Annotated in this window: 21 protein-coding genes and 1 riboswitch; of the genes, 9 read left to right on the top strand and 12 right to left on the bottom strand. The window is 66.8% G+C overall.

The features are described 5' to 3' along the window. Nucleotides 1-265 precede the first annotated feature (265 nt). Both metK and AC07M7_RS16420 read left to right on the top strand, forming a co-directional pair. Nucleotides 266-1,477 (top strand): methionine adenosyltransferase, encoded by a 1,212-nt coding sequence (metK, locus tag AC07M7_RS16425; RefSeq protein WP_012510070.1) that lies wholly within the window; start codon nucleotides 266-268, stop codon nucleotides 1,475-1,477. Nucleotides 1,478-1,616: 139 nt separating this feature from the next. Then, entirely contained in the window at nucleotides 1,617-2,123 is a 507-nt protein-coding gene (locus tag AC07M7_RS16420) for an acyl-CoA thioesterase (RefSeq protein ID WP_046982718.1), read from the top strand. 63 nt (nucleotides 2,124-2,186) lie between these two features. Here the strand turns inward: AC07M7_RS16420 and ppc are convergent, their stop codons facing one another. Beyond that, on the bottom strand, nucleotides 2,187-4,898 hold the full coding sequence (ppc, locus tag AC07M7_RS16415; protein ID WP_495207866.1) for a phosphoenolpyruvate carboxylase: 2,712 nt from the start codon (nucleotides 4,896-4,898) through the stop codon (nucleotides 2,187-2,189). Nucleotides 4,899-5,024: 126 nt separating this feature from the next. Beyond that, the gene (locus tag AC07M7_RS16410; protein ID WP_495207865.1) at nucleotides 5,025-7,547 is read right to left on the bottom strand and encodes a S9 family peptidase; all 2,523 of its coding nucleotides are present in this window, start codon (nucleotides 7,545-7,547) and stop codon (nucleotides 5,025-5,027) included. A gap of 120 nt (nucleotides 7,548-7,667) precedes the next feature. Beyond that, a riboswitch (S-adenosyl-L-homocysteine riboswitch) is annotated at nucleotides 7,668-7,750 on the top strand. Nucleotides 7,751-7,786: 36 nt separating this feature from the next. Here AC07M7_RS16410 and ahcY point away from each other — a divergent pair. From ahcY to AC07M7_RS16395, 3 genes are all read left to right on the top strand, one after another. Continuing rightward, nucleotides 7,787-9,232: an adenosylhomocysteinase gene (gene ahcY, locus AC07M7_RS16405; protein ID WP_032968675.1), complete on the top strand. Its 1,446-nt coding sequence runs from the start codon at nucleotides 7,787-7,789 to the stop codon at nucleotides 9,230-9,232. A 182-nt stretch (nucleotides 9,233-9,414) separates the two neighbouring features. Then, on the top strand, nucleotides 9,415-9,888 hold the full coding sequence (ybaK, locus tag AC07M7_RS16400) for a Cys-tRNA(Pro) deacylase (RefSeq protein WP_046982714.1): 474 nt from the start codon (nucleotides 9,415-9,417) through the stop codon (nucleotides 9,886-9,888). Next, nucleotides 9,888-10,373 carry a hypothetical protein gene (locus AC07M7_RS16395; protein WP_495207864.1) on the top strand — a complete coding sequence of 162 codons (486 nt, stop codon included), beginning with the start codon at nucleotides 9,888-9,890 and terminating at the stop codon, nucleotides 10,371-10,373. The genes ybaK and AC07M7_RS16395 overlap by 1 nt, the downstream gene beginning before the upstream one ends. A gap of 70 nt (nucleotides 10,374-10,443) precedes the next feature. Here AC07M7_RS16395 and AC07M7_RS16390 read toward each other — a convergent pair whose 3' ends face one another. Then, nucleotides 10,444-11,061: an energy transducer TonB gene (locus AC07M7_RS16390; RefSeq protein ID WP_495207863.1), complete on the bottom strand. Its 618-nt coding sequence runs from the start codon at nucleotides 11,059-11,061 to the stop codon at nucleotides 10,444-10,446. 126 nt (nucleotides 11,062-11,187) lie between these two features. Further along, nucleotides 11,188-11,745, bottom strand: a complete 558-nt coding sequence (locus AC07M7_RS16385; protein WP_046982711.1) for a DUF3228 family protein — start codon at nucleotides 11,743-11,745, stop codon at nucleotides 11,188-11,190. A gap of 136 nt (nucleotides 11,746-11,881) precedes the next feature. Between AC07M7_RS16385 and AC07M7_RS16380 the strand changes: the two genes are divergently transcribed. After that, the gene (locus AC07M7_RS16380; RefSeq protein ID WP_495207862.1) at nucleotides 11,882-13,396 is read left to right on the top strand and encodes an amidohydrolase family protein; all 1,515 of its coding nucleotides are present in this window, start codon (nucleotides 11,882-11,884) and stop codon (nucleotides 13,394-13,396) included. Nucleotides 13,397-13,402: 6 nt separating this feature from the next. On the opposite strand, the gene AC07M7_RS16375 is transcribed toward AC07M7_RS16380, so the two are convergent. The 3 genes from AC07M7_RS16375 to AC07M7_RS16365 are packed head-to-tail and all read right to left on the bottom strand — an operon-like array spanning nucleotide 13,403 to nucleotide 16,143. Beyond that, nucleotides 13,403-14,134 (bottom strand): LytR/AlgR family response regulator transcription factor, encoded by a 732-nt coding sequence (locus AC07M7_RS16375; protein ID WP_495207861.1) that lies wholly within the window; start codon nucleotides 14,132-14,134, stop codon nucleotides 13,403-13,405. Continuing rightward, nucleotides 14,131-15,180 (bottom strand): sensor histidine kinase, encoded by a 1,050-nt coding sequence (locus tag AC07M7_RS16370; protein ID WP_495207860.1) that lies wholly within the window; start codon nucleotides 15,178-15,180, stop codon nucleotides 14,131-14,133. The genes AC07M7_RS16375 and AC07M7_RS16370 overlap by 4 nt, the downstream gene beginning before the upstream one ends. A 36-nt stretch (nucleotides 15,181-15,216) precedes the next feature. Continuing rightward, the gene (locus tag AC07M7_RS16365; protein WP_495207859.1) at nucleotides 15,217-16,143 is read right to left on the bottom strand and encodes an alpha/beta fold hydrolase; all 927 of its coding nucleotides are present in this window, start codon (nucleotides 16,141-16,143) and stop codon (nucleotides 15,217-15,219) included. Nucleotides 16,144-16,346: 203 nt separating this feature from the next. Between AC07M7_RS16365 and metF the strand changes: the two genes are divergently transcribed. Then, the gene (gene metF / locus AC07M7_RS16360) at nucleotides 16,347-17,174 is read left to right on the top strand and encodes a methylenetetrahydrofolate reductase [NAD(P)H] (RefSeq protein WP_495207858.1); all 828 of its coding nucleotides are present in this window, start codon (nucleotides 16,347-16,349) and stop codon (nucleotides 17,172-17,174) included. 40 nt (nucleotides 17,175-17,214) lie between these two features. Continuing rightward, nucleotides 17,215-17,796 (top strand): DUF4124 domain-containing protein, encoded by a 582-nt coding sequence (locus AC07M7_RS16355; RefSeq protein WP_426354343.1) that lies wholly within the window; start codon nucleotides 17,215-17,217, stop codon nucleotides 17,794-17,796. A 99-nt stretch (nucleotides 17,797-17,895) separates the two neighbouring features. Here the strand turns inward: AC07M7_RS16355 and AC07M7_RS16350 are convergent, their stop codons facing one another. From AC07M7_RS16350 to AC07M7_RS16340, 3 genes are all read right to left on the bottom strand, one after another. Continuing rightward, nucleotides 17,896-18,852: a Nudix family hydrolase gene (locus AC07M7_RS16350; protein ID WP_426354344.1), complete on the bottom strand. Its 957-nt coding sequence runs from the start codon at nucleotides 18,850-18,852 to the stop codon at nucleotides 17,896-17,898. Nucleotides 18,853-18,964: 112 nt separating this feature from the next. Beyond that, nucleotides 18,965-21,697, bottom strand: a complete 2,733-nt coding sequence (gene secA / locus AC07M7_RS16345; protein ID WP_136638864.1) for a preprotein translocase subunit SecA — start codon at nucleotides 21,695-21,697, stop codon at nucleotides 18,965-18,967. Between the two features lie 250 nt (nucleotides 21,698-21,947). After that, complete coding sequence (locus AC07M7_RS16340) at nucleotides 21,948-22,904, bottom strand: M23 family metallopeptidase (RefSeq protein WP_012510051.1); 957 nt, start codon at nucleotides 22,902-22,904, stop codon at nucleotides 21,948-21,950. Nucleotides 22,905-22,916: 12 nt separating this feature from the next. On the opposite strand from AC07M7_RS16340, the gene AC07M7_RS16335 reads away from it, so the two are divergent. Beyond that, nucleotides 22,917-23,366: a DciA family protein gene (locus AC07M7_RS16335; protein WP_012510050.1), complete on the top strand. Its 450-nt coding sequence runs from the start codon at nucleotides 22,917-22,919 to the stop codon at nucleotides 23,364-23,366. Between the two features lie 282 nt (nucleotides 23,367-23,648). Here AC07M7_RS16335 and lpxC read toward each other — a convergent pair whose 3' ends face one another. Further along, a complete protein-coding gene (lpxC, locus tag AC07M7_RS16330) occupies nucleotides 23,649-24,560 on the bottom strand; it encodes a UDP-3-O-acyl-N-acetylglucosamine deacetylase (RefSeq protein ID WP_046982702.1) in 912 nt (303 codons plus the stop codon). Between the two features lie 192 nt (nucleotides 24,561-24,752). Next, nucleotides 24,753-25,988, bottom strand: a complete 1,236-nt coding sequence (ftsZ, locus tag AC07M7_RS16325; RefSeq protein WP_004143720.1) for a cell division protein FtsZ — start codon at nucleotides 25,986-25,988, stop codon at nucleotides 24,753-24,755. Between the last annotated feature and the right edge of the window lie 78 nt (nucleotides 25,989-26,066).

Raw genomic sequence — 26,066 nt, 5'->3', positions numbered from 1 at the left:
GCGGTTTCGGGGCAGAACGATGACGGCCGGGTGCCCCGGAGCGGGGTCGCGGACTGCGCGGCCGGGGCCAGGCAGGACCCGCACCGTTGTCACGCTGGTGGAACACTGGGCGTCGAGGCTGGGCCTCAATCCCGCTGCAGCGGGCCCGGCGGGCCTACATGGGCTTAACCACCGGCAACCGGTACAGGTTCACAATGCACAGGCGGCGCACCCCGTGTATCATTCGCGCCCATCTTTCCATCCGAATCAAAGGATATTAAGCCTGATGTCCAGCTACCTCTTCACCTCCGAGTCGGTCTCTGAAGGCCATCCGGACAAGGTTGCCGACCAGATCTCCGATGCGGTGCTGGACGCGATCCTGACCCAGGACCAGCGCGCCCGCGTGGCCTGCGAGACCATGGTCAAGACCGGCGTTGCCATCGTGGCCGGTGAAATCACCACCAGCGCCTGGATCGACCTGGAAGCGCTGACCCGCAAGGTCATCGTGGACATCGGCTATGACAGCTCCGACGTCGGCTTCGACGGCGCCACCTGCGGCGTGCTGAACCTGATCGGCAAGCAGTCGCCGCACATCGCCCAGGGCGTGGACCGCAAGAAGCCCGAAGAAATGGGCGCTGGCGACCAGGGCCTGATGTTCGGCTATGCCACCAACGAGACCGACAGCTACATGCCGGCCGCGATCCACCTGTCGCACCGCCTGGTCGAGCAGCAGGCCAAGATCCGCAAGAAGAAGAACTCGCCGCTGTCGTGGCTGCGCCCGGACGCCAAGAGCCAGGTCACCCTGCGCTATGAAAACGGCGTGGTCTCGGCCATCGACGCGGTGGTCCTGTCGACCCAGCACGCCCCGGGCATCAAGCAGAAGGACCTCATCGAGGCCGTCCGCGAAGAGATCATCAAGCCGGTGCTGCCGGCCAAGTGGCTGCACAAGGGCACCAAGTTCCACATCAACCCGACCGGCAAGTTCGAGATCGGCGGCCCGGTGGGCGACTGCGGCCTGACCGGCCGCAAGATCATCGTCGACACCTACGGCGGCTGGGCCCGTCACGGTGGTGGCGCGTTCTCCGGCAAGGACCCGTCCAAGGTCGACCGTTCGGCTGCCTACGCGGCCCGCTACGTCGCCAAGAACGTGGTTGCCGCCGGCCTGGCCGACCGTTGCGAAGTGCAGGTCTCCTACGCCATCGGCGTGGCTGAGCCGACCTCGATCTCGGTCACCACCTTCGGCACCGGCAAGATCAGCGACGACAAGATCGAGAAGCTGATCCGCAAGCACTTCGACCTGCGCCCGTACGGCATCATCAAGATGCTGGACCTGGTGCACCCGATGTACCAGCAGACCGCGGCCTACGGCCACTTCGGCCGCAAGCCGAAGGAGTTCAGCTACCTCAACGGCGAAGGCGAGACCGTCAACGCCACGGCCTTCTCCTGGGAGAAGACCGACCGCGCCGCCGCCCTGCGCGCCGATGCGAAGCTGAAGTAAGAAACACGAAGGGCCGCGCAAGCGGCCCTTCTGCTTCTGGTAGAGCCGGCCGCTGGCCGGCTTTTTCATGGCCTGCGGAAACAATCGCGTGGTTGCCGGCCAGCGGCCGGCACTACCCGGTTGCCGATACAATCTGGCCATGTCGACCGAACTGAAAACCCACCAGCTGTCCATGACCGTGCTGATGTCGCCGGAGATGGCCAATTTCTCCGGCAAGGTCCACGGTGGAGCGATCCTGCGCCTGCTCGACCAGGTGGCCTATGCCTGCGCCAGCCGCTATGCCGGCCGCTACGTGGTCACCCTGTCGGTGGACCAGGTGGTGTTCCGCCAGCCGATCGCGGTCGGTGAACTGGTCACTTTCCTGGCCTCGGTGAACTACACCGGCACCTCGTCGATGGAAATCGGCGTCAAGGTTGTGGCCGAGGACATCCTCAAGCGCAGCGTGCGCCACGCCAACAGCTGCTTCTTCACCATGGTGGCGGTGGACGAGGACGGCCGGCCGACGCCGGTTCCATCGCTGCAGCCGGCCAGTTCGGACGAAAAGCGCCGGCAGGCCGCAGCGCTGATCCGCCGCCAGCTGCGGCAGGAAATGGAGCAGCGCCATCTGGAACTGCTGGCGTCCAATCCGCCGTCGCCGGAGGATTGAGGGCGTGCGGGGCAAGCCCCGCACCCACCGAGGCAGGTAGCGCCGGGTCATGCCCGGCGCGGATCAACCCGTGTTCTGCACGCCCTGCGAGACACCATTCACGCAGGCCACCAGCGCACGCAGCAGGTCATCATCCTCGCGTCCGCTTTCGCGCCAGCGCTGCAGCAGGTCCACCTGCAGCACGCTGATCGGGTCCACGTAGGGATTGCGCAGGCGGATCGACAGTGCCAGCCGCGCGTCGTGGTCCAACAGGGTCTGCTGCTCCATCAACGCCAGCAGCCAGTGCCGGGTCAGTTCAAGCTCGCGTTCGACCTGCGGGAAGAACGCGTCGTGCAGCTCACCCGACAAACGCGAGAACTGCTCGGCAATGGTGATATCGCCCTTGGACAGCACCATCGCGATGTCGTCGAGGAAGGTGCGGAAGAACGGCCAGTCACGCGCCATCTCGCGCAGCGTCTGCTCGTGGCCAGCATCGACTGCCGCCTGCAGGCCGCTGCCCACGCCATACCACCCGGGAATGACTGCACGCGCCTGGCTCCAGGCGAACACCCACGGAATCGCGCGCAGATTGCCCAACGCCGCGTCCTGGCCGAGCCGGCGCGACGGCCGCGAACCCAGCGTCATCCGCTCGATCACATCGATCGGTGTCGCCGTGCGGAAGTAGTCCATGAAGCCGGCCTGGCCGACGAAGGCGCGATACACCTCGCTGCTGGAGCCAGCGACCACATCCATCACCGGCCGCCAGTCATCCTCGCGCGGCTCCGCTGCACGCGGGCGCAGGCTGGCCCGCAGCACGGCACCCGTGGCCTGTTCCAGCGAGCGCAGGGCCAATGCACGGATGCCGTACTTGCGGTGGATCACCTCGCCCTGCTCGGTCACGCGCAGGCGGCCATCGATGCTGCCGCGCGGCGAGGCATCGACCGCATGCGTGGTCTTGCCGCCACCGCGGCTGATCGAGCCGCCGCGGCCGTGAAAGAAGGTCAGGCGGATGCCGGCCTCGGCCGCCACCTCAAGCAGTTCCACCTGCGCACGCTGCAGGCCCCAGCGCGAGGCGGCGATGCCGCCGTCCTTGCTGCTGTCCGAATAGCCCAGCATGACCATCTGCACGTCATCGCGTGCACGCAGATGCGCACGGTACACCGGGTCGGCCAGCAGGTCGCGCAGCGTCGCGGTGCCGCGCTTGAGATCGTCCACGGTTTCGAACAGCGGCGCGATATCCAGCGGCACGTGACCGGCGTCATCGACCAGACCACCACGGCGTGCCAGCGCCAGCACCGCCAGCACATCACTGCGGTCGTGTGCCATCGAGATGATGTAGCTGCCCAGTGCATCGCCACCATGGCGTGCACGCGCATCCGCCAATGCGGCGAACACTGCATCCAAACGCTGATTGCCTTCGTCCTCGCCCTTCGGCAAAGGCACCTCGCCACCGGCATGCGGCGCCAGCAGGCGCGCACGACCCAGTACATCCAGGCTCTCCCACGCAGCGTCGCCACCCAGCACTGCCGCCAGCGCGCGCGCATGCACGCTCGATTCCTGGCGCACATCCAGCCGCGCCAGATGGAAACCGAAGGTCTTCACCCGCCACAGCAGGCGTTGCACAGCGAAGCCGCCGGCATGTTCGCCCCGGTTCGCGCGCAGGCTGTCGAGGATCAGCTGCAGGTCATCGATCAGCTCGTCCGGGCCGGCATAGGCGCCGTCGGCATCCTCCAGCGTGGCCTGCAGGCGTGCGCGCATGCGGTCGTTGAGCAACCGGTACGGCATGTCGGCATGGCGTGGCCGCGATTGCACCTGCGGCAGCAACTGCTGGTAATGCGCGACACGCGCCTGCAGTGCATCGCTCACCCCCACCCGTTCGGTGGATTGGCTGAGCAGGCTGGCCAGCTGCAGCAGTTCTTTCTGGTAACGGCCCAGCACGGCAACGCGCTGTGCATCCAGCGTATTGCGGATGGTGTGCGCATCCACATTGGGATTGCCGTCCATGTCGCCGCCCACCCACGTACCGAAGCGCAGCAGTCGCGGCAGCGGCAGTTCTTCGCCATAGGTATCGCGCAACGCCTGCTGCAGCGATTCGTACAGCACCGGAATCACCCGGTACAGCACCTGCACCAGGTAGAAGCCGACGTGCTCGCGTTCGTCATCGACGGTGGGCCGCACCGGTGAGGAATCGGTGGTCTGCCATGACGCAGTCAGCGCCATGCGGAAGCGAGCGGCATCGGCAGCCGCTTCACCCGGCGTGCGCTGGCCGTCGAGGTTGTCGACCAGGCTGGCCACCATCAACTGCTCTTTTTCCAGCAGCGCGCGGCGTACCGCTTCGGTCGGGTGTGCGGTGAACACCGGTTCAATGTCGATGCGCGGCAGCCACTGCGCCAGCTCGTCCAGGCCCACCCCCTGTGCCTTCAGGTGCTGCAGGGCATCCTGCAGGCCATCGGGCTGCGGTGCGGCGGCGACGGCGCGCTGGTAGTCGCGGCGGCGGCGGATGCGATGCACGCGCTCGGCGATGTTGACCACCTGGAAGTAGGTGCTGAACGCACGCACCATGGTCTCGGCCTGCTGCGGCGCACGCCCGGCCAGGCCTTCGGCCAGTTCGGACAGCGGTGCCTGGTTCTCGCGGCGGGCAATGGCACGCGTACGCACGTCCTCGACGTCATCGAGGAAGGCGGCCGACACCTGCTCGACCAGCAGGTCGCCGACCAGTGCACCCAGACGGCGTACGTCGTCACGCAGGGGAAGATCGGGGGAAGCAAACTCGATACTGCTGCGGTACTCGTTCATCGGCGACGCACAGGCCTCGGTCAACGGATCCAGACCCCAAGCCTAAACCAGAACGGGCGTCGTGCTGCGATGCAAAAATGGTTTCATCTGGTAGTGCCGGCCGCTGGCCGGCACTACCGGGTCCGGTCAGCGCTTCTTCTTCGCCTTGCCCTGATCGGCCGGGCCGATGGTCTGCTCCAGCCAGCGCTCGCTTTCGGCCAGCATCGTCATGATCGATTCGCGCGCGCGGTAGGCATGCGATTCGTTCGGCAGCATCACCAGGCGCGCGGTGCCGCCCAGGCCCTTCACCGCAGCGAACATGCGCTCGCTCTGGATCGGGAACGTACCGGAGTTGTTATCGTCCACGCCGTGGATGAAGAGGATCGGATCCTTGATCTTGTCGGCGTAATTGAACGGCGCCATCTTCTGGTAGACATCCTGCGCCTGCCAGTAGTTGCGCTCCTCGGCCTGGAAACCGAACGGCGTCAGCGTGCGGTTGTAGGCACCACTGCGGGCGATGCCGGCCTTGAACAGGCGCGTGTGCGCCAGCAGGTTGGCAGTCATGAACGCACCGTAGGAATGGCCACCGATGGCGATGTGATCGCGATCGGTCACGCCACGACGCACTACTTCATCCACCGCTGCCTGCGCGTTGGCCACCAGCTGTTCGATGTAGGTGTCGTTCGGCTCCTTGTCGCCCTCGCCGATGATCGGCATCGACGGGCTGGCCAGCACCACATAGCCCTTGGCCAGGAACGCCTGCGGGCCCCAGTAGCTGACCGCATTGAAGCGGTACGGCGAATCGGTGACCTGGCTGGCCGCGGCCGCACTCTTGAACTCACCCGGGTAGGCCCACATCAGCAGCGGGCGCGGACCGTCGCGCTTCGGGTCGTAGCCCGGCGGCAGCAGCAGGGTCGCGGTCAGATCTACTCCATCCTTGCGCTTGTAGCGGATCTGTTCCTTCTGCACGCCCTTCAGCTGCGGCAGCGGATGCGCGAAGTGGGTCAACGCACGCGGCGCAGCACCAGCGTCGGCCAGCGACTGCACGTAGAAGTTGGCCGGCTCGTCCGGGCTCTCGCGGCTCAGCAGCAGCGAGCTGGCCTGGTTGTCCAGCAGCGCCACCGGCAGCGCGTAGCTCGGCGCCTGCGAGTGGAACAGGCGGGAGGCCTTGCCCGTGGCGACATCGAAGCGGTCCACGAACGGACGATCGCCTTCCGGCGATGCACCGGCACCGGCCAGATACAGGCTGCTGCCATCGGTGCTGGTCTGCAGCAGCGAGCGGCCGCGGTCGTCGCTGGACAACAGCGGCCGGCCCGGATCGGAATAACGGTCCTGCGCGTCACGATCCCACAGCAGGCGCGGCTCGGCGCTGGCATTGTCCGGGGCGATCAGCCAGGTCTTGGTCTTGCGCGTCTTCCACCACGATTCGGTCAGCAGCGCCAGGTCACCGCGGCCCCAGCTGATGCCGGCCAGGCGGCTGCCAAGCTGGGCCAGCGTCACCGGCGGCGTGTCGAACGGCGCGGCCTGCATCAGCACCGCATCGCGCACCTTGGCGTCCTTGTTCGGGTCGCCACCATCCTGCGCTTCGGCCCAGACCAGGGTGGCATCGGCATCACCGCGCCAGCTGATATCGCGTACGCCGGTCACTTCGGCATCGTTGCCGGTCGGCAGGCCTTCCACCAGCGGACGCACGGCCACGGTGTGCACCAGCTTGCCGCTGGCACGGTCGATCACTTCAATGCGGCGCGGGAAGCTGCTTACCGGCACCACGTACGAGTACGGGCGCTGCACCGGCTGGCGCAGCACGAAGCGGCCATCCGGCGACACCGCGAAGCCCATGAAGATGCCGGCCGCGCCGATCGCGCGGGTACTGCCATCCAGGCTGACTTCCATCGGCTGGGTGGTCGCGTAGTAATCGAACTGGCGCGCGTCGGCCTCGTTCTTCAGCAGATCCTGGTAGGTGCGGATCGACACTACGCCGCCACCCTGGCTGGTCTGCTGCACGGCCGGACCGGTCGGGATGCCGTCGGCGGCCGGGGCCGCACCGAGGTTGGCCGGGCGCGTGAACACCACCAACCCGCGGCTGTCCGGCAGCCACTGGTAGCCACTGCCGATCACCGTGTTCAGGCCGGCGACCAGACGGCGGGCGCTGCCGCCCGCCACGTCCACCAGCCACAGTTCATTGGCGCCACTGACAGCATCGACCTGGTTGAAGGCCAGCCACTTCTGGTCCGGCGACCACATCACGCTGGCGATCGACAGCTTGGCCGGCAGGCCGCTGATCTGCCGTTCCTTGCCGTCGGCCACGTTCATCAGCCACAGCTTCTCGCCGAAGCTGAAGCGGCTGTCGGAGAACGTGCGCGGGTTGATGCGCAGGCCGGCCAGCTTCAGTTCCGGCTGCGCCACCACCTGGATCGACGGCAGCGACGGCATCTGCATCATCGCGGCCACGTCGCGGCGCGGCGACAGGTACAGCGAGGGTGCGCGTGGCGCGTCGACCACCGCCTGCAGCGCCGCCGAGGGCAGCTCGTAGCCGGTGGCGCCCTGCGCCTGCGTCTGGCCCTGAGCGGCCTTTGGCGCAGCGGCCAGCGCCAGCGGAGCCACCGCCAGCAGGGCCATCGACAGGACCAGGCCGGTCAAGCGCCGGTTGCGGCGCGGGTGCATGATCATCGTTCCACCTGTGTGATGCGTGAAAACAACGACCTTAACAGGCCATGCCCGCCGGCCCACCTGCCGATGGTTGGGTCATCGGCGTGTCACACCGGAGGCGCGATATAATGGACCTCCTCCCCTGCCGAGGGGCGCTGCGACCGGATCCCTTGAGGCCGGCCAGGCTCGGCCAGGTGGTACTGCAACAACGGCGCCCGGCCAGAAGCGAGCATCCGCTCGTCCACAACCGGAGCTATTGCATGAATGCTGTTGCCAAGACCTTCTCCACCGAAGGCGATTACAAGATCCGCGACATCACCCTGGCCGACTGGGGCCGCAAGGAACTGGACATCGCCGAGCACGAGATGCCGGGCCTGATGTCGATCCGCCGCAAGCACGCCGCCAGCCTGCCGCTGAAGGGCGTGCGCGTGACTGGTTCGCTGCACATGACCATCCAGACCGCGGTGCTGATCGAGACCCTGAAGGACATCGGCGCCGACGTGCGCTGGGCCTCGTGCAACATCTTCTCCACCCAGGACCACGCTGCTGCCGCCATCGCTGCTACCGGCACCCCGGTGTTCGCCTGGAAGGGCGAGTCGCTGGAAGAGTACTGGGACTGCACCCTGGACGCGCTGACCTTCACCCTGGCCGACGGCACCCTGACCGGTCCGGAGCTGGTGGTCGACGACGGCGGTGACGTGACCCTGCTGATCCACAAGGGCTACGAACTGGAAAACGGCAGCACCTGGGTCAACGAGCCGGCTGCATCGCACGAAGAGCAGGTCATCAAGAACCTGCTCAAGCGCGTCGCCACCGAGCGCCCGGGTTACTGGGGCCGCGTGGTCAAGGACTGGAAGGGCGTCTCCGAAGAAACCACCACCGGCGTGCACCGCCTGTACCAGCTGGCCCAGGCCGGCACCCTGTTGATCCCGGCGATCAACGTCAACGACTCGGTCACCAAGAGCAAGTTCGACAACCTGTACGGCTGCCGCGAGTCGCTGGCCGACGGCCTGAAGCGCGCGATGGACGTGATGCTGGCAGGCAAGGTGGCCGTGGTCTGCGGCTACGGTGACGTCGGCAAGGGCTGCGCCGCGTCGCTGCGTGCCTACGGCGCGCGCGTGATCGTCACCGAGATCGACCCGATCTGCGCCCTGCAGGCGGCGATGGAAGGCTATGAAGTCAACACCATCGAATCGACCCTGGGCCGTGCCGACCTGTACGTCACCACCACCGGCAACAAGGACATCATCCGCATCGAGCACCTGAGCGCGATGAAGGACCAGGCCATCGTCTGCAACATCGGCCACTTCGACAACGAGATCCAGGTCGATGCGCTGGTGGGCTTCAAGGGCGTGCAGCACGTCAACATCAAGCCGCAGGTGGACAAGTACATCTTCCCGAACGGCAATGCGATCTTCCTGCTGGCCGAAGGCCGCCTGGTCAACCTGGGCTGCGCCACCGGCCACCCGAGCTTCGTGATGTCCAACTCGTTCGCCAACCAGACCCTGGCCCAGATCGACCTGTGGGCCAACAAGGACAGCTACGAGAACAAGGTGTACCTGCTGCCGAAGAAGCTGGACGAAGAAGTGGCGCGTCTGCACCTGGAAAAGATCGGCGTGAAGCTGACCACCCTGAGCCAGGAACAGGCCGACTACATCGGCGTGCCGGTGGAAGGCCCGTTCAAGCCGGACCACTACCGCTACTGATCGTGCCGGGGTCGGATCCCTTTCCGCAGGAAAGGGCTCTGACCCCAGCAACGGAAGCAGGAAGAACGGGCGCCTTCGGGCGCCCGTTCTGCGTTTGCGTGGAGCCATGCACCACGCATCCACCGGACCGAGGGGCGAGCCTCGGTCAAGGCAACGCCTCCACGCCACGCTACGATGTGCCCATGACTCCGGCCATCAATCTGCTCAAGCGCGAGAAGATCGCCCACACCGTGCGCAGCTACGTGCACGACGCCCACGCCGAATCGTATGGCGGAGAAGCCGTCGACAAGCTCGGCCTCGACCCGGCCCAGGTGTTCAAGACCCTGCTGGCCAGCACCGAGACACACGAACTGCTGGTGGCGATCGTGCCGGTGGCCGGCCAGCTGGACCTGAAGGCGCTGGCCGAAGCGGCCGGCTGCAAGAAGTGCGAGATGGCCGCCGCCGATTCCGCACAGCGCGCGACCGGCTACCTGGTCGGTGGCATCAGCCCGCTCGGGCAGAAGAAGCGCCTGCGCACCTTCCTGGATGCCAGCGCGCAGGCACTGCCCACGCTGCATGTCAGCGCCGGGCGCCGCGGACTGGAAGTGGAACTGGCACCGGCTGATCTGCTGCGCCTGACCGTCGGCCACTTCGCTGCCATCGGCAAGGCGCGCTGATGCGCTGGCCGTGGTCCGCCGCACCACCGCCCCGCCTTGAGGACGCACAGGCCGATGTATTGCTGCAGGACCTGTTGTCGCGCGACGGCGCGCGCATCACCAACGCCGCACGCACGGTCGCACGGCTGTTCAGCGCGTCCTCGCTGGAAGCACTGGCCACGCACGCGGACCTGATCGAGCAGCGCTGCCAGGGCATCGCGCTCGGTGGCATGCTGATCAGCAATCAGGCGCACCTGAAAGCCGCGCTGAAACGGTTGCGCTACTGGCGTGCGCGCGAGGGTTGCCTGTGTGCGCTCAATCCCGGCTACCCGTTCTTCGATCCCCGTCGTCTGCTTGAACAGGGGCAGATGCGGCTGCTTTCGGTGGGCGAAGCCGAAGGTGGCTGGGGCGAGTGCCACGCGGTTGCCTGCACACAATGCGCCCGGCACTGGCAGGCCATCGACCGCGAGTACCACTACCCTTGGTGGGAGTGGATGGCCGCCTGACCGGGTGCAGCGACGCATGGCGTGGCGCTACTGCGGCAGCGCGCAGCTCCGGGCCGTGCGTGGATCGCTATCACTCCACCAATTCGTACCGCATCGGCACGCGCACGATGGTCAACTCCGGCACCGTGCTCTTCGCGTCGGCGCGGACGAAACGCCAGCCGCGCAGTTCTTCCACCGCCGCTTCATCCAGCAGCGCGTAGCCGCTGGAGGTCTCCACGATCACCGCGGCAACGGTTCCTTGCGCATCGATCAGCGCCTTCAGCTGGCTGCGTCCGGAAAGTCCCTGCTGCATGGCCTCTGGTGGGTAGCGTGGCGACACGCCGCGTGGCTGCATCCACGGGATGCCCTCGCCCGCGAACAGGTCCCGGCCGCCGCGCGCCGCGCAATGCTTCGGCAGGTGCAACTGAAGAGACATCTGCGCGCCGTCCACTGTCACCTCCGCAGGCGCTGCACAGGCGTGCTGTGCCAGTACATTCAGCATCTGCTGCTGCCGAAGCAGCGCCTTGCCGTCGGCAGCGGTCACCTCAACCACGCAACGCCCCCCCTCGGGCCGCATCGACAACGCGGTCACGCCCCTGTCGCGCAGCCCCGGAACCGCCGCCAAGGGCGAACAGGCCGTCTCTGCAACCGGCGCCGCCGCCGGTGCTGTGGTGGCCGGCAGCAGGCCAGCCAGCACCATCAGGATCATCCTTGCGCAGGTACCCATGCTCCGCCCTCCGTGCGTTGGTCTGGCCCGATCATAGATCAGCCGGGCATGGCGCGGGCGCATGGGGTCGAATGATCGGGTCAGCGCCCCGCGATACGGGGATCCGAGTCAGGGACGCCAGTTGGCGTTGTTCTCCCAGAACTGGACGGAACGCCGGTAGGCCTCGCGATCCAGCGGCACGCCCGAGCCGCCCTCTTCCACGCCCAGCGCATTGCGCATCATCGTGATCGGCGCCATCGGCACTTCCTCGGGCTCGGCGGTGTAGATGCAGCCGACGATGCCCCAGTCGGCCTCGATCGGTGAACCTTCCTTCGCCAGCTGCTCGGCGCTGTACAGGATCACCACCAGGTAGCTCGCACGCGGCGACTCCACGCCCTCGAACCAGCGTACCAGCACCGGTAGCTCCTCGCGATTGCGTGCCTCGTAGCCGCTACGCAGCAGATGACGGTTGGCGTCGGTGACCGGCACCGTCAGGCAGCGCGTGCTGGTCCAGTTCTCGTAGACGAACAACTTGCAGAACGGCGCGTAGCCGTCGAGCACCTTCAGCGGTGCATGCGCATTGAGGTGTGCCTCGAACTGCTCGGCAGTGCAGTCCTGGATGGTGTTGCCGCGCGGCACGCGCGGGAACAGGCGGGGACGGGCGAAATCGGTAAGGACGATGGACATGGCGCGGCGTGGTCAGGGAATCCGCTGCACAGGGTAACCGCCCCGGCGCCAGGGAGGACGGCATGCCGATGGTCACTGGCATCCCCCGCCCTCTTGCCGCACCCTGCGCACGACCCACCGCAAGGATCGCCGGCTCATGGAAGCAGCACGCGCGTTGCCCCACCCCGTCCGCCGCCGATGGCTGAAGGTGCTGGCGGTCGTTCTGCTGACACCGCCATTGCTGTTCATCGCCGCCCTGCTCTGGCCGCTGCGTGCACCGCCGCTGCCCGAGGTCGGCGACAACCGGATGATCATCAATGCGCGGGTAGTGGACATCGTGCGCGGCCAAGCCAGTGAGCCCACCACGGTCACCATCCGCAACGGCACGATCACCGCCATCGGCGAAGGCGTTGCCGATACAGCGTTGCCGGTCTTCGACGCCGGTGGCCGCTGGCTGCTGCCCGGCTTCTGGGACATGCACACCCACGCCCTGCAGCTGTCGCCGCAGCTGCAGTTCCCGTTGATGCTGGCCAATGGCATCACCGGCACCCGCGACATGATGGATTGCCCGCAGGCTGCCGATCCGCTGATCGCCTGCGTGGCCGACAAGCGCCGCTGGACCGCACAGGCCATTGCCGGGCAGCAGGTTGCACCGCGCTTCGTGCAGATCGCCAGTTTCTACTTCGAAGACCCGTCGCTTGCGCCGGAGACCGCCGCCGAGCGTGCGCGCACGTACAGCGCGCGCGGCGTCGACGCGTTGAAGGTCTACAACCGGCTGCGTGCGGATACCTACCAGCGGCTGGCCACCGAGGCGCAGCAGCTGCGCCGTCCGCTGGTCGGCCACCTGCCCAGGGCCGTGCCTCTGGAAGACGCGGTGCAGGCAGGCCAGCGCGCCTTCGAACACGCCCATCTGTTCGTGCGTCATTGCTTCGACAACGCCGCCGCGTGGCGCGGCGGTACGCTGGATGGCGAAGACCCGACCGCACTGGCCGAACGCATGGTCGGCGGCTACCAGCCTTCCGTGTGCAATGAGGCGTTCGGTTTGATGCAGGCCAGCGGCGCCGCGTTCGTACCCACCCATGTCACCCGCGAAGAGGATGCGCGTGCACGCGACCCCGCCTTCATCAACGATCCACGCCTGGCCTATCTGGATCCACTTTCGCGCTGGGCATGGCGCGATGATCTGACGGCCACCACCGAACGCTATCCTGGCCTGCGCGGCGAAGACGCGTTGAAGGCGTACTTCGCGCATGGACTGGTCCTGACCGGTGCCGCGCACCGTGCCGGCGTCAGTGTGCTGGTCGGCACCGATACCGGGCTGGGCGGCTTGCGCTATCACGATGAACTGCAGTGGCTGCGGCAGGCAGGCCTGAGCCAGGCCGAGGTGCTGCGCGCGGCAACGTTGCACGCGGCGCGCCATCTTGACCTACAGGCGTTGCATGGCAGTGTCGAAGTCGGCAAAGCCGCCGACCTGGTATTGCTCGATGGCAATCCGCTCCAGGACACCGCCAACACCCGTCGTGTGCACGCGGTGCTTCTGGCCGGGCACCTCTACGACCGCCCGCGGCTGGATGCACTGCTTGCCTACGCTCGTGCGCAGGCACGTTCACCGGCGGTGATGGCGCGCCTGCTGTGGGGCTTCATCACCAGCCCGGTCAGTGCCGAGCTGTAGCGGCAGCTACAACGCCATCCGCTCGCGCAGTTCACGCGCCTGCCGCCGCGACACCTCCACCTCGCTGCCGTCATCCAGTGCCAGGTCGTAGCCGTCGCCGATGCTGGGCGTCACACCACGGATGCGCCGCAGGTTGACCAGCGTGTTGCGGTTGGCACGGAAGAACAGATCCTGCGGCAGGCGTGCCTCCAGCGCGCTCAGGCTGCGGGCCAGCAGCGCGTTCTGGTCGCGGAACCACAACCGCGTGTAGTTGCCATCCACCACCAGCCGGCGGATTTCGGACACCGCCACGAACCAGCAGCGTTCGCCCTCGCGCACGAACACCTGGTCCTGCGCGCCCAGCGTGCCGCGAGATTCCGGCGTTTCTGCCGCCACGACTTCTCGCTCACGCGCCCGCTGCAGCGCCTCCAGCAGCCGTGGCGCTTCCACCGGCTTCACCAGGTAGTCCAGCGCATTGGCCTGGAACGCGCGCACTGCGTAGGTGTCGTAGGCGGTGACGAACACCACGGCCGGCACCGTCTCCAGACCATCCAGCACATCGAAGCCGCTGCCGGAAGGCATCTGCACATCCAGCAGCACCAGGTCCGGCGCCAGCGTGGCGATCGCCTCGCGTGCGGCAGGCACATCGTCGGCCTCGCCCACGCACTGCACCCACGGCAGCGCCGACAGCAGCGTGCGCAGTTCCTGCCGCGCCAGCCGCGCATCATCAACGATCAACACGCGCAGCACGCCACTCATTGCGGAATCTCCAGCAGGGCCTGCATGCGGTCGCCAACCGGCTGCAGGATGAAACGACCACGCGTGCCGAGCTGGGCACGCAGATAGGCCAGGCCGACGCCGTGGCCATGCGTGGGCTCGCTGGCGCCGCCCAATGGGTTGTCCACCTGCAGGCGCAGCACATCATTGTCCAGCGTGGCACGGATCTGCACGTCACCACCACCCGGGCGACTGGCGATGCCGTGCTTGATCGCGTTCTCCACCAGCAGCTGCAACGCCATCGCCGGCAACTGCGCCTGCGTGGCATCGGCATCGATGTGCTGCTTCACCTGCAGGCGCTGTTCGAAGTGGATCGCCTCGATGGCGAGATAGTCGTCGACCACTGCCAGTTCCTCGGCCAGTGTCACCTGCTCGCTGCGGTTGTGCGCCAGCGCCTGGCGCAGCGTGCGCGACAAGCGGGTGACCATGTCGCGTGCGCGCTCGGGATCTTCCAGGATCAAGGCACGCAGGTTGTTCAACGCGTTGAACATGAAGTGCGGATTGAGCCGTGCGCGCAGGGCATCGCGTTCCAGCGCACTGCGCTCGGCTTCGGCACGCAGGCGGGCCAGCTCACTGTGGCGTGCGCGGCGCAGGCCATGCAGGCCGGCCCACAGGCCGGTCCACATCAGCAGGAACAGCGCGGTGTTCATCCAGTACACCAGCAGCGAGGACCACTGGTAGTCGGCGTGCCCTCCGGGCAACCGCACCCAGTCCAGTGCCAGCGACGGCAGCAGCAGTGCAGCCGTCACCGCCTGTGCAACGCTGGCGCCGATCATCACCCCGGCAGCCAGCTTCAACACCAGCAGGCCCAGCCCGCCGTCCCACCAGCGCTGGCGCAGCGCGACCGAACGCAATGCGCCGCTGCACAGCCAGAGCGTGACCGCGATGCTGACGCTGATCAAGGCCACGCCGCTGAACAGTACGCCGCCCCCGATCCGCATCCCGACCCACAGGCTGTACATCGCGTAGCCGGCCCACGCCAACGCGTTGAGTGTCCAGAAACGACGGGATGACGTGGTGGCGTCCATGCGGGCTCTCGGCGGCGGCAGGAGGGCGGACAACGGTCAGGGATGTGCGGCGAGGAAACGCTGCACCTGCTCCTGCAACCAGCGCGGATCATCCCACATCAGGAAGTGGAAGCCCCGCGCACTCATCGCGATCTGCACGCCGTGCAGCTTCGCGTACTGGGCCTGGAACACCGCCCGGGTGCTGTCCTCGGTAGCGCCCATCGGCTGGTAGCCGGCCCAGCTGCCCAGCACCAGGGTTGGTGCGCTGATCGAGGCGATGCTGCCGCGCAGGTCGGTGGTCATCACCGCATGCATGGCATCGGCCGTGGTCTGGCGGTCGCTGCCCTCGCCCCAGCGGCCCAGCTCCGCCTGGTGCTGCGGATCGCGGGTCATGCCCGGCAGACCTGCCTTCAACTGCGCCTGCCATTGCGCGGCATCGGCGGCGAGCATGCCCTTGCGCAGCTGGTCGGCCATCGGCCGCACGCTGTCAGCCGTGGCGTTCGGGTCACGCGCGGCCGGCAGGAACGGCAACGCATCGACCACCACCAGTGCGCTGACCGCCGCCGGCTCGGCCTGCGCCATCTGCAGCCCCAGCAGGCCACCGAGGCTGTGGCCGATCACCACCACCGGGCCCAGGTGCTGGTCATGCAGGTAGGCAAGCAGCTGCCCACGCATCGCCGGCAGGAATTCGGCCGGGCGCGGATCGGCCGGTGCGGCGCCGGCAAAGCCGGGCAGCTGCACCAGGTGGCACTGCACATCCTTCAGCGCCAGGCAGGTCTCGCGCCAGACCTCGGCGCTGCTGTTCAGGCCGGGGATCATCAGCAGGGGGCGGCCGTTGCCGACTACTTCGACCTGCACCTTGCCGGTGCCGGTGACGGCGGCCGCATGGGCCGAACCGGAGCCAAGCACGGCCATCGCCATGCCGATCATGGCCAGCCGGGCCAGCGCCTTCAGTGCGTACCAGAGTGCCAGGAAGATCTTCATCGTCTGCTCCTTCGTGGGGTGGATGTTGCCGGGATGGGAGCAGCGTGGGTCGGACCGAGGCATACCGGTTGCGATTTCGGAGCAGCGGCCGCACGGCGGGGCGAACGGTCGCGGGCCGGGGTTGGCGGGCCCTCACGCAGTCGTCAAACATCCATCTTGATGAAGCGATATACTTCTTCGCACCTGCCGCCGCCGCCCGCGCCATGACCGCCATCAGCTTCGAGTTCTATCCGCCCAAGACCGACGAACAGCGCAGCCAGCTGGACCGCGCTGCGGCCAAGCTGAAGGATCACGGTCCCGACTACGTGTCGTGCACCTTCGGCGCCGGCGGCTCGACCCTGAGCTATACCTCCGAAACCGTGCGCCACCTCAACCAGCACCACGGTTTCGATGCGGCGCCGCACCTGTCCTGCGTCGGCGGCACCCGCCAGGAAATCCGCGAGCTGCTCAAGCTGTACCGCGCCATCGGCTGCCGCCGCCTGGTCGCACTGCGCGGCGACCTGCCCTCGGGCATGGGCTTCCCCGGCGACATGCGCTATGCCGCCGAGCTGATCGCCTTCATCCGCGCCGAGCACGGCGATGCGTTCCACATCGAAGTGGGCGCGTATCCGGAGACGCACCCGCAGGCGAGCGATGCGCTGGCCGACCTGAAGCACTTCAAGGCCAAGATCGATGCCGGTGCCGATGCGGCGATCACCCAGTATTTCTTCAACCCGGATGCCTACTTCCACTTCGTCGATGAAGTGCGCCGGCTCGGTGTGCAGGTACCGATCACCCCCGGCATCATGCCGATCGCCAACTTCAGCCAGCTGCGCCGCTTCTCCGAACAGTGCGGTGCGGAGATTCCGCGCTGGATCAGCCGCAAGATGCAGGCCTATGGCGATGACGCCGAATCGGTGCGTGCATTCGGCACCGAAGTGGTGGCCCGGCTGTGCCAACGGCTGATCGAAGGCGGAGCGCCCGGCCTGCACTTCTACACCCTGAATCTGGCCAAGCCGACCACCTCGGTGCTGAAGCTGCTGCAGGACTGAAAGCACGCCACGTCGCCTTGAACGGCGCTACCCTGCGTCGATGAACCGGCTTTTCTTCCTGCTGCTGTTGCCACTGTGGTCAGCAACGAGCGCTGCCCATGCGCAGTCCACGCGCCTGAACCGCTGCACCGATGCGCAGGGCCAGAGTGTCTACACCGACCGGCCCTGCGACAGCCTGGGCGCGCGGTCGCGGTTGCCACCGCCTGCGCCCGCCGGCAACACGATGCCGCGCGATACCCTGGGCGCGCGCTGTCCGCGACGGTTGAGTGAGCTGGTGGAAGCGCTGCGCACCGGCATCGTCAGCAACGATGTGAACCGGCTGTCTTCGCTGTACCTGTGGAGCGCAGTCTCCGACGCAGGCGCACAACGTATCCTCGGCCAGTTGGAATCGTTGGCGCGGCGGCCGTTGGTGGACGTGGTGCCGGTGTATCCGTCACAGGCGCTGGCGTCCTCGCAGGAGGAGGGTCAGAGCCCTGCTGCGCAGGGATCCGACCCTGAGCCGCCTGCCGCGCGGCATCCTGTCGGTCTGCGCCTGGAGCAGACGCTGCCCGGCAGCGCGTCGCGCGCTTCGACGGTGCTGGGGTTGCGGCGACAATACGGGTGCTTCTGGATCACGTTGTAATCGGGAGGGGTTCATCCACGCATGGCGTGGATCTACTGCATCCGGTGAGGGGTCGGATCCCTTTCCAGCGGAAAGGGCTCTGACGCCGCGTGCACGGCGTTACGCTGGCCACAGCCCGCGAATCGCAGCGATGCCCTGCCCGCCATGGCGGCGCGCCTCGGCGATGTGGCCGCTGCCCATGCCACCCAGTGCATAGATCGGCAACGATACCTGCGCGCGCAATGCGGCGAAGGCATCCCAGCCCATCGGTGCGGCAGCGGGATGGCTGGCCGTGGCCTGCACCGGGCCCAGCACGGCGAAGTCACAGCCCAGCCGCTGCGCAGCCTGCAGCTGCCGCAGGTCATGGCAGGACGCGGCAACCAGCTGTCCCTCTGGCAGCGGTCGTTTCTCCAGTTCCAGCAGCTGTTCGCTGCCCAGGTGCACGCCCACGCCCAGTGCGCGCGCCAGTTCGATATCGCGGTTGAGCAGCCACTGCACGCCGCTGCGCCGATGCGTGCGCAGGGCCTGTTCCAGCATCGCCTGCCGCTGTGGATGCGTCGGAGGCAGGCGCAACTGGATGCGCTGCTGGCCCGCGCCTACCGCGCGCTGCAGCTGCTCATGCCAGTGCTGTATGCCACTGTCATCGTCGGCCGGCGCCGGGGTGATCAGGTAGCTGTCGGGCTGGCGCAGGGCGGCCACCACTGGCAGGTCGGCCGGCGGCATCGAGTAGCGGCCCAGCTTGTCCGGCGCCACCCAGGTGATCGCCTGGCCCTCTCGCCCGCGCGGGGTGCCCTTCCAGCTACGTACATGGCGCACTTCCAGGGTCAGGTGCTTGTCCGGGTAGCGCTGTGGCACGTCCATCAGCCACTCGCCGACATCCGCCTCGATACCCAGTTCCTCACGCAGCTCGCGCACCAGCGCCTGTTCGGAGGTTTCGCCGGATTCGCGCTTGCCGCCGGGGAATTCCCACAGGCCGGCCATGTCGCGGTTCTCGGTACGGCGGTTGAGCAGCACGCGGCCACGGGCGTCGGTGATGACGGCGGCCACGACGTGGATCGATCGGGTGGGGGAAGGCATGGGGGAAGCATGCCCAGAACAGGGCGGGCCGCGCAATCTCGGATCTGGCCGGATCAGCCGCGCGAAACAGCCGCCATGAAAGAAAAGCCCCGCTTTCGCGGGGCTCTTCGGGTCAGCTCAGCTGGCCGTGGCAGTGCTTGTACTTCTTGCCACTGCCGCAGGGGCATGGATCGTTGCGGCCGATCTTCGGCTCGTCACGCTGCGCCTGTGCGATGCCCTGCTGGGCGGCCTGCACCTGCGCCGCTTCCTCGTCGGCACTGTAGCTGCCAACGTCCTGGTGCTGGAACTGCGACTGGCTCAGGCGGGCTTCGACCTGCTGGCGCTCGGCCGCTTCCAGTGCCTGCACTTCCTCGTCGCTGCGGATGCGCACGCGCGACAGCAGGGTCACCACTTCGCGCTTGACGTTCTCCAGCATGTCCGAGAACAGCTCGAAGGCTTCCTTCTTGTACTCCTGCTTCGGCTGCTTCTGCGCATAACCACGCAGGTAGATGCCCTGGCGCAGGTAATCCATGCGTGCCAGGTGCTCCTTCCAGCTCTGGTCCAGCACGGTCAGCATCACGTGCTTCTCCAGCGCGCGCATGGTCTCTTCGCCAACACCGGCTTCCTTCTCGGCGAAGTGCTGGTTGACGCGCTCCTGCACCTTGGCGGCGATGGCTTCAGCGTCCAGCTCCTCGTGTTCCTTGACCAGACCGGTCAGCGACATCTGCAGGCCGAAGTCCGACTCCAGGGTCGCTTCCAGGCCACGCAGGTCCCACTGCTCGTCGATCGAGTTCGGCGGCACGAAGCGGGCGACGATGTCGAAGATCACGTCGTCGCGGATGCCATCGACGTTGTCCTTCACCGACTCGGCGTCCAGCAGCTCGTCGCGCTGGGCGTAGATCACCTTGCGCTGGTCGTTGTTGACGTCGTCGAAGTCCAGCAGGTTCTTGCGGATGTCGAAGTTGTGGGCCTCGACCTTGCGCTGCGCCTTCTCGATCTGGCGGCTGACCAGGCGGTCCTCGATGACGTCGTCTTCCTTCATGCCCATCATGCGCATCGCCTTCTGCACCCAGTCGGAGGCGAAGATGCGCATCAGGTTGTCTTCCAGCGACAGGTAGAAGCGGGACGAACCCGGGTCACCCTGGCGGCCCGAACGGCCACGCAGCTGGTTGTCGATACGGCGCGATTCGTGGCGCTCGGTGCCGACGATGTGCAGGCCGCCGGCAGCCTTCACCGCTTCGTGGCGCTGCTGCCAATCGGCCTTGACCGCGGCCTTCTGCGCATCGGTGGCGTCCTCGCCCAGCTCATGGATCTCCGCTTCCAGGGAACCACCCAGCACGATGTCGGTACCACGGCCGGCCATGTTGGTGGCGATGGTGACCGCGGCCGGGCGGCCGGCATTGGCGACGATGGTCGCTTCGCGGTCATGCTGCTTGGCGTTGAGCACTTCGTGCTTCACGCCGGCCTTGCGCAGGTGCTCGGACAGCATTTCCGAGGTTTCGATCGAGGTGGTACCCACCAGCACCGGCTGGCCACGCTTGGCGCACTCTTCGATGTCGGCCAGCACCGCGTTGAACTTGCCCTTGCGGTTGAGGAACACCTGGTCCGGGCTGTCCTTGCGGATGGTCGGGCGGTTGGTCGGGATCACCACCACTTCCAGGCCGTAGATGCTCTGGAATTCGAAGGCTTCGGTATCGGCCGTACCGGTCATGCCGGACAGCTTCTTGTACATGCGGAACAGGTTCTGGAAGGTGATGCTGGCCAGCGTCTGGTTCTCGCGCTGGACCGGCACGCCTTCCTTCGCTTCCACCGCCTGGTGCAGGCCATCGGACCAGCGACGGCCGGACAGGGTGCGGCCGGTGAACTCATCGACGATGACCACTTCGCCATCGCGCACGATGTAGTCCACGTCACGCTGGTAGATCGCATGCGCGCGCAGCGCGGCGTTGAGGTGGTGGACCACCGTCAGGTTCTGCGGCGCGTACAGGCCTTCGGTCTCGGCATTGAGGATGCCGGCCTCGACCAGCAGCTGCTCGGCGTGCTCCATGCCTGCTTCGGACAGGTGCACCTGCTTGCCCTTTTCGTCGACCCAGAAGTCGCCTTCGCCGTCTTCCACTTCCTGCTTGACCAGGTTCGGCACGACGCGGTTGACGCGGATGTACAGCTCCGGGGAATCATCGGCCGGGCCGGAGATGATCAGCGGGGTACGCGCTTCGTCGATCAGGATGGAGTCGACTTCGTCGACGATGGCGTAGTGCAGGCCGCGCTGGTAGCGGTCGGCCTTGGACAGCGCCATGTTGTCGCGCAGGTAGTCGAAACCGAATTCGTTGTTGGTGCCGTAGGTGATGTCCGAGGCGTAGGCTTCGCGCTTGTCGCTGTGCGGCATGCCCGGGTATACCACGCCCACGCTCAGGCCCAGCCAGTTGTACAGCTTGCCCATCTGCGCGGCGTCGCGGCGGGCCAGGTAGTCGTTCACGGTGACCACGTGCACGCCCTTGCCTTCCAGCGCGTTGAGGTACACCGGCAGGGTTGCCACCAGGGTCTTGCCTTCACCGGTGCGCATTTCTGCGATCTTGCCCAGGTGAAGCACCATGCCGCCGATCAGCTGCACGTCGTAGTGGCGCATGCCCAGCACGCGGCGGCCGGCTTCACGGCAGACCGCGAACGCTTCCGGCAGCACCTTGTCCAGGGCTTCACCATCGGCGATGCGCTGCTTGAACTCCGGCGTCTTGGCCTGAAGCTGCTCGTCGGAAAGCTTCTCGATCTCCGGCTCCAGCGCATTGATCTTGGCGACGATGCGGTTGAGCTGGCGCAGCTGTCGTTCGTTACGACTGCCAAATACGCGGGTAAGCAGGCTGTTGATCATTGAAGGAACCGGGTTGGATGGACACGACGCCCGGCCTCCCCCTTGGGATCCGTCCGTCGCAAACGAAACAGGGCGCCTGGCGCCCTGTCGATGGCAACACCCATTGTAGCTTGGGACGGCCGGCTGAGGTTTCAACCCTTCGGCGATGGGGTCAGAGCCCTTCCGTGCTGCGGAAGGGATCCGACCCCGTGCGGGATCGGGGTCGGATCCCATTCGCCATGGCGAATGGGCTCTGACCCCAGACCAGGGTTCAGCCGCGGCTGATGCGGCCGACCGGCGTGTTGCCGCCGTCGCCGAGGAACTTGCGCGGGTTGACCACGTTGCCGTTCTCCCACACCTCGAAGTGCACGTGGGCACCGGTCGAACGGCCGGTGGAACCGGCCTTGGCCACTTCCTGCCCGGCACGGACCAGGTCGCCGACCTTCACCACCAGGCGCGAATTGTGCGCGTAGCGGGTGACATAGCCATTGCCGTGGTCGACGTCGACGACGTTGCCGTAGCCGCCCTTCACGCCGGAGAAGCTGACCACGCCTTCGGCCACGGCCATCACCGGGTCACCGACCCTGGCGTGGAAGTCCATGCCCTTGTGGGTGGCCGCACCGCGGCCGAACGGGTCGGCACGGGTGCCAAAGCCGGAGGTCACGTAGCTGTTGCGGATCGGCATGCGCGACGGCACGGCGTTCTGCTGCAGCTGGTGGTCGAACATCAGCGATTCCATCACCGACAGCTGGCGGCCTGAAGCAGCGAAGCGCTGCTCCAGCACCTGTAAGTCGGCGTTGACGTCCTTGACCGGGATGTCGGTAGTCGGGCCACCAGCATCGCCGTCACCGAGGCCGGGGGTCTCGTTGAAGTCGAACTCGCCGTCTTCCAGCTTGCCCATCTGGGTCAGGCGTTCGCCGAGGGCGTTGAGGCGGGTGGCCTGGGCCTGCAGCTCGCCAAGGCGGGCTGCCAGCGCGTTGACCTGGGTCTGCGCGTCGCGCCGGACCTTGGCCAGCTCCGCGTCCTGGCGCTCGACCTTGGCCTGCAGCCGGGAATCATTCAGCGCGCTGGCGCCAATGCCGCCAGCAAGGCCGATAATGCAGCCTACCCCGAGCACGCTGCCCAGCAGGGCACGGGGGCGGTCCTCGAAATAGAACCGCAAACGCGCGATGGGCGACGATTTGGCCTGTCCTTCACGCGTTTTGATTACGATCTTTTTGAATGCCATCAGTGAGTTTTCATGTCTGAGCCGAAATCCAGCGTTCGCCCCGCCTCCAAGCCCAAACCGGCGCTGGATGCGGTGATGGCTGACAAAAGCGGGAACCCGCTGCGGCGTGCCTTGTGGCTCGACGCGCTGGACCGTCAGTTGCGCCCCCAGTTGCCGCCACCTCTGCGCAGCCGTTGCCGGCTGGCCAATGTGGACGGGGAACACCTCGTTTTTCTCGTCGAATCCCCGGTCTGGCATGCCAAGTTGCGGCTTGCCGAAGCCCAGTTGCTCGACGCGGCCCGTTCCATCGGGCTGAAGGCCACCAAGGTGACCATCAAGACTGCGTCCTCCACTCCCACGCGCTCCCCAGCGCTCGACAACCGGAATGGACCCCACGCAGTTTCAGCCGCCACGCACAAAGGGCTACGCGACGCCTTGGCTTGCCTGCAGGACGTTCCTTCAAAGCCGAAGAAACGGTCCTGATGACAACGGAGCATCCGGCTCCGCTCCCCGTCGCGCGTGTCACCACGGCGTGAAACATTTCGGGGGCCGGGTCGCATCCTAGCTGCCATCCGGGGCCCTGTCGTTAGATTGTTGTTAAAACTACGTTAAATTCAGGCTTCCGATCCAACAGGTTCACAAAACCGTGACCTCGAACCGGCCTTGACGCCCCTCAAGCGCGCTGAATGCGCGGCGGGCGCCTGAAACGACAACGCCGCCCTCGAAGGCGGCGTTTTTGTCTTTGAATTCAACAGTCTATGCTGATCAGGCGTAAGCCGGCGTCGCATACTCGACCGGGTCCGGGGTGGCCGGGGAGTCGAAACTGACCCATTCCCAGGCGGTGGCGTCGGCCATCAGCGCCCGCACCAGCTTGTTGTTGAGCGCGTGGCCGGACTTGAAGCCCTCGTAGGCGCCCAGCACCTGGCCACCGGCCAGATAGAGGTCGCCGATCGCGTCGAGGATCTTGTGGCGCACGAATTCGTCGGCGTAGCGCAGGCCGTCTTCGTTGAGCACGCGGAACTCGTCCAGCACGATGGCGTTGTCCATCGAACCGCCCAGGCCCAGGTTGCGTTCGCGCATGTACTCCAGGTCGCGCATGAAGCCGAAGGTGCGCGCGCGGGAGATTTCCTTGGTGTAGGCCAGCGTCGAGAACTCGATTTCCTGGCGCGACTGCTTGGCCGGGATCATCGGGTGGTCGAACTGGATGGTGAAGCCCAGCTTGTAGCCCTCGTACGGGGTGAAGCGGGCCACCTTGTCGCCTTCGGTCACTTCCACCGTCTTCAGCACGCGGATGAAGCGCTTGGGCGCACCCTGTTCCACGATGCCTGCCGACTGCAACAGGAACACGAAGGGACCGGCCGAACCGTCCATGATCGGCAGCTCGGCCGAGGACAGTTCGACGATGATGTTGTCCACACCCAGGCCGGCCAGCGCCGACATCAGGTGTTCGACGGTCTGGATCTTGGCGTCGTTGCAGGTCAGGCCGGTGCACAGGGTCACTTCGGTGACCAGTTCGGCCTTGGCCGGCACTTCCACGACCGGGTCCAGGTCCACGCGGCGGAACACGATTCCATGGTTGACCGGTGCCGGGCGCAGGGTCATGTAGACCTTGTCACCGCTGTGCAGGCCAACGCCGGTGGCGCGGATCGTGTTCTTGAGGGTGCGTTGCTGGATCATGGGGGTGGACCGGAAGTGACACATTAGATTAACACGCAGGGTCCCCTACCCCGACTGAAACGCCGGCAGGACACACCGGCGCGCCGGTAGGACGCGCGTGAAGCAGGGCGGCCGGGCCCATCCTGGCCCGGCGCCCGCGTTTTCAGGACATGGTGGCGCAACCCGGGGAGGACAAGCCCCGGGCCGGGCCGCTTAGTCCGCCTGGCGGCGCAGGAAGGCCGGGATGTCCAGGTAATCGTTCGGCAGTTCCGCCGCCGCCGGGGCCGAAGCGGCCGGGGCCGACGGAGCGGAGGCTGCCGCGGTATCGCTGCTGGCACGACGCAGGCCCAGGCCCATGCCACCCACCGCCTTCGACACGGCGTCGCCGCCATTGTCGAACTCGCCGAACTCCGGCTGGCCGGTGGTGGCGTTGCGGACCAGCTTGATCGGCGCACGCTCGCCCGGACGCTGGGACTTGCTGGCCGAGACGCGGTTCAGGCCGGTGGCGACCACGGTCACGCGCACTTCGTCCTGCATGTCCGGGTCGAGCACCGTACCCACCACCACGGTTGCATCTTCCGAAGCGAAGCCGTCGATGGTTCGGCCGATCTCGTCGAACTCGGCCATGGTGAAGTCGGCGCCGGCGGTGATGTTGACCAGGATGCCGTTGGCACCGGCCAGGTTCACGTCGTCCAGCAGCGGGTTCTGGATCGCCGATTCGGCAGCGGCCTGCGCGCGGTCATCACCGCGGGCGGTGCCGGTACCCATCATTGCCAGGCCCATTTCGGACATGACGGTGCGCACGTCGGCGAAGTCGACGTTGATCAGGCCCGGACGCACGATCAGGTCGGCGATGCCCTGCACGGCGCCCTGCAGCACGTCGTTGGCGGCACGGAAGGCCTGGATCATGGTCGCATTGCGACCCAGCACGGTGATCAGCTTCTCGTTCGGGATGGTGATCAGCGAGTCGCAGTGCTGGCTCAGCTCTTCGATGCCCTTCAGCGCGACCTGCATGCGGCGACGCCCTTCGAACGGGAACGGCTTGGTGACCACGGCCACGGTCAGGATGCCCATTTCCTTGGCCAGCTGTGCCACCACCGGCGCAGCGCCGGTGCCGGTGCCGCCGCCCATGCCGGCGGTGATGAACACCATGTCCGCGCCCTGCAGCGCGTCCATGATGCGCTCACGATCTTCCAGAGCAGCCTGGCGGCCGACTTCCGGGTTCGCGCCTGCGCCCAGGCCCTTGGTCACGTTGGTACCCAGCTGCAGCTGCAGCTTGGCACCACAATTCTTGATGGCCTGCGAGTCGGTGTTGGCGGTGATGAACTCCACGCCATCCACCGCCGAGTTGACCATGTGCGCCACGGCATTGCCGCCGCCGCCGCCCACGCCAACCACCTTGATCACCGCATTGGGTGCCATCTTTTCGATCAGTTCAAAATGCGCCATGTCCGTGTCCTCGTTGTATCCGCTTCGGCTGGCATGGGCATTCGGGCGTCCTGCCTTCCTGCTGCATGCCGGCGTTGC

It is taken from the genome of Stenotrophomonas sp. GW821-FHT09E08, assembly GCF_059416125.1.
Note: the sequence above shows the minus strand (reverse complement) of the source record. Positions and strands in the feature narration are given on the sequence as shown.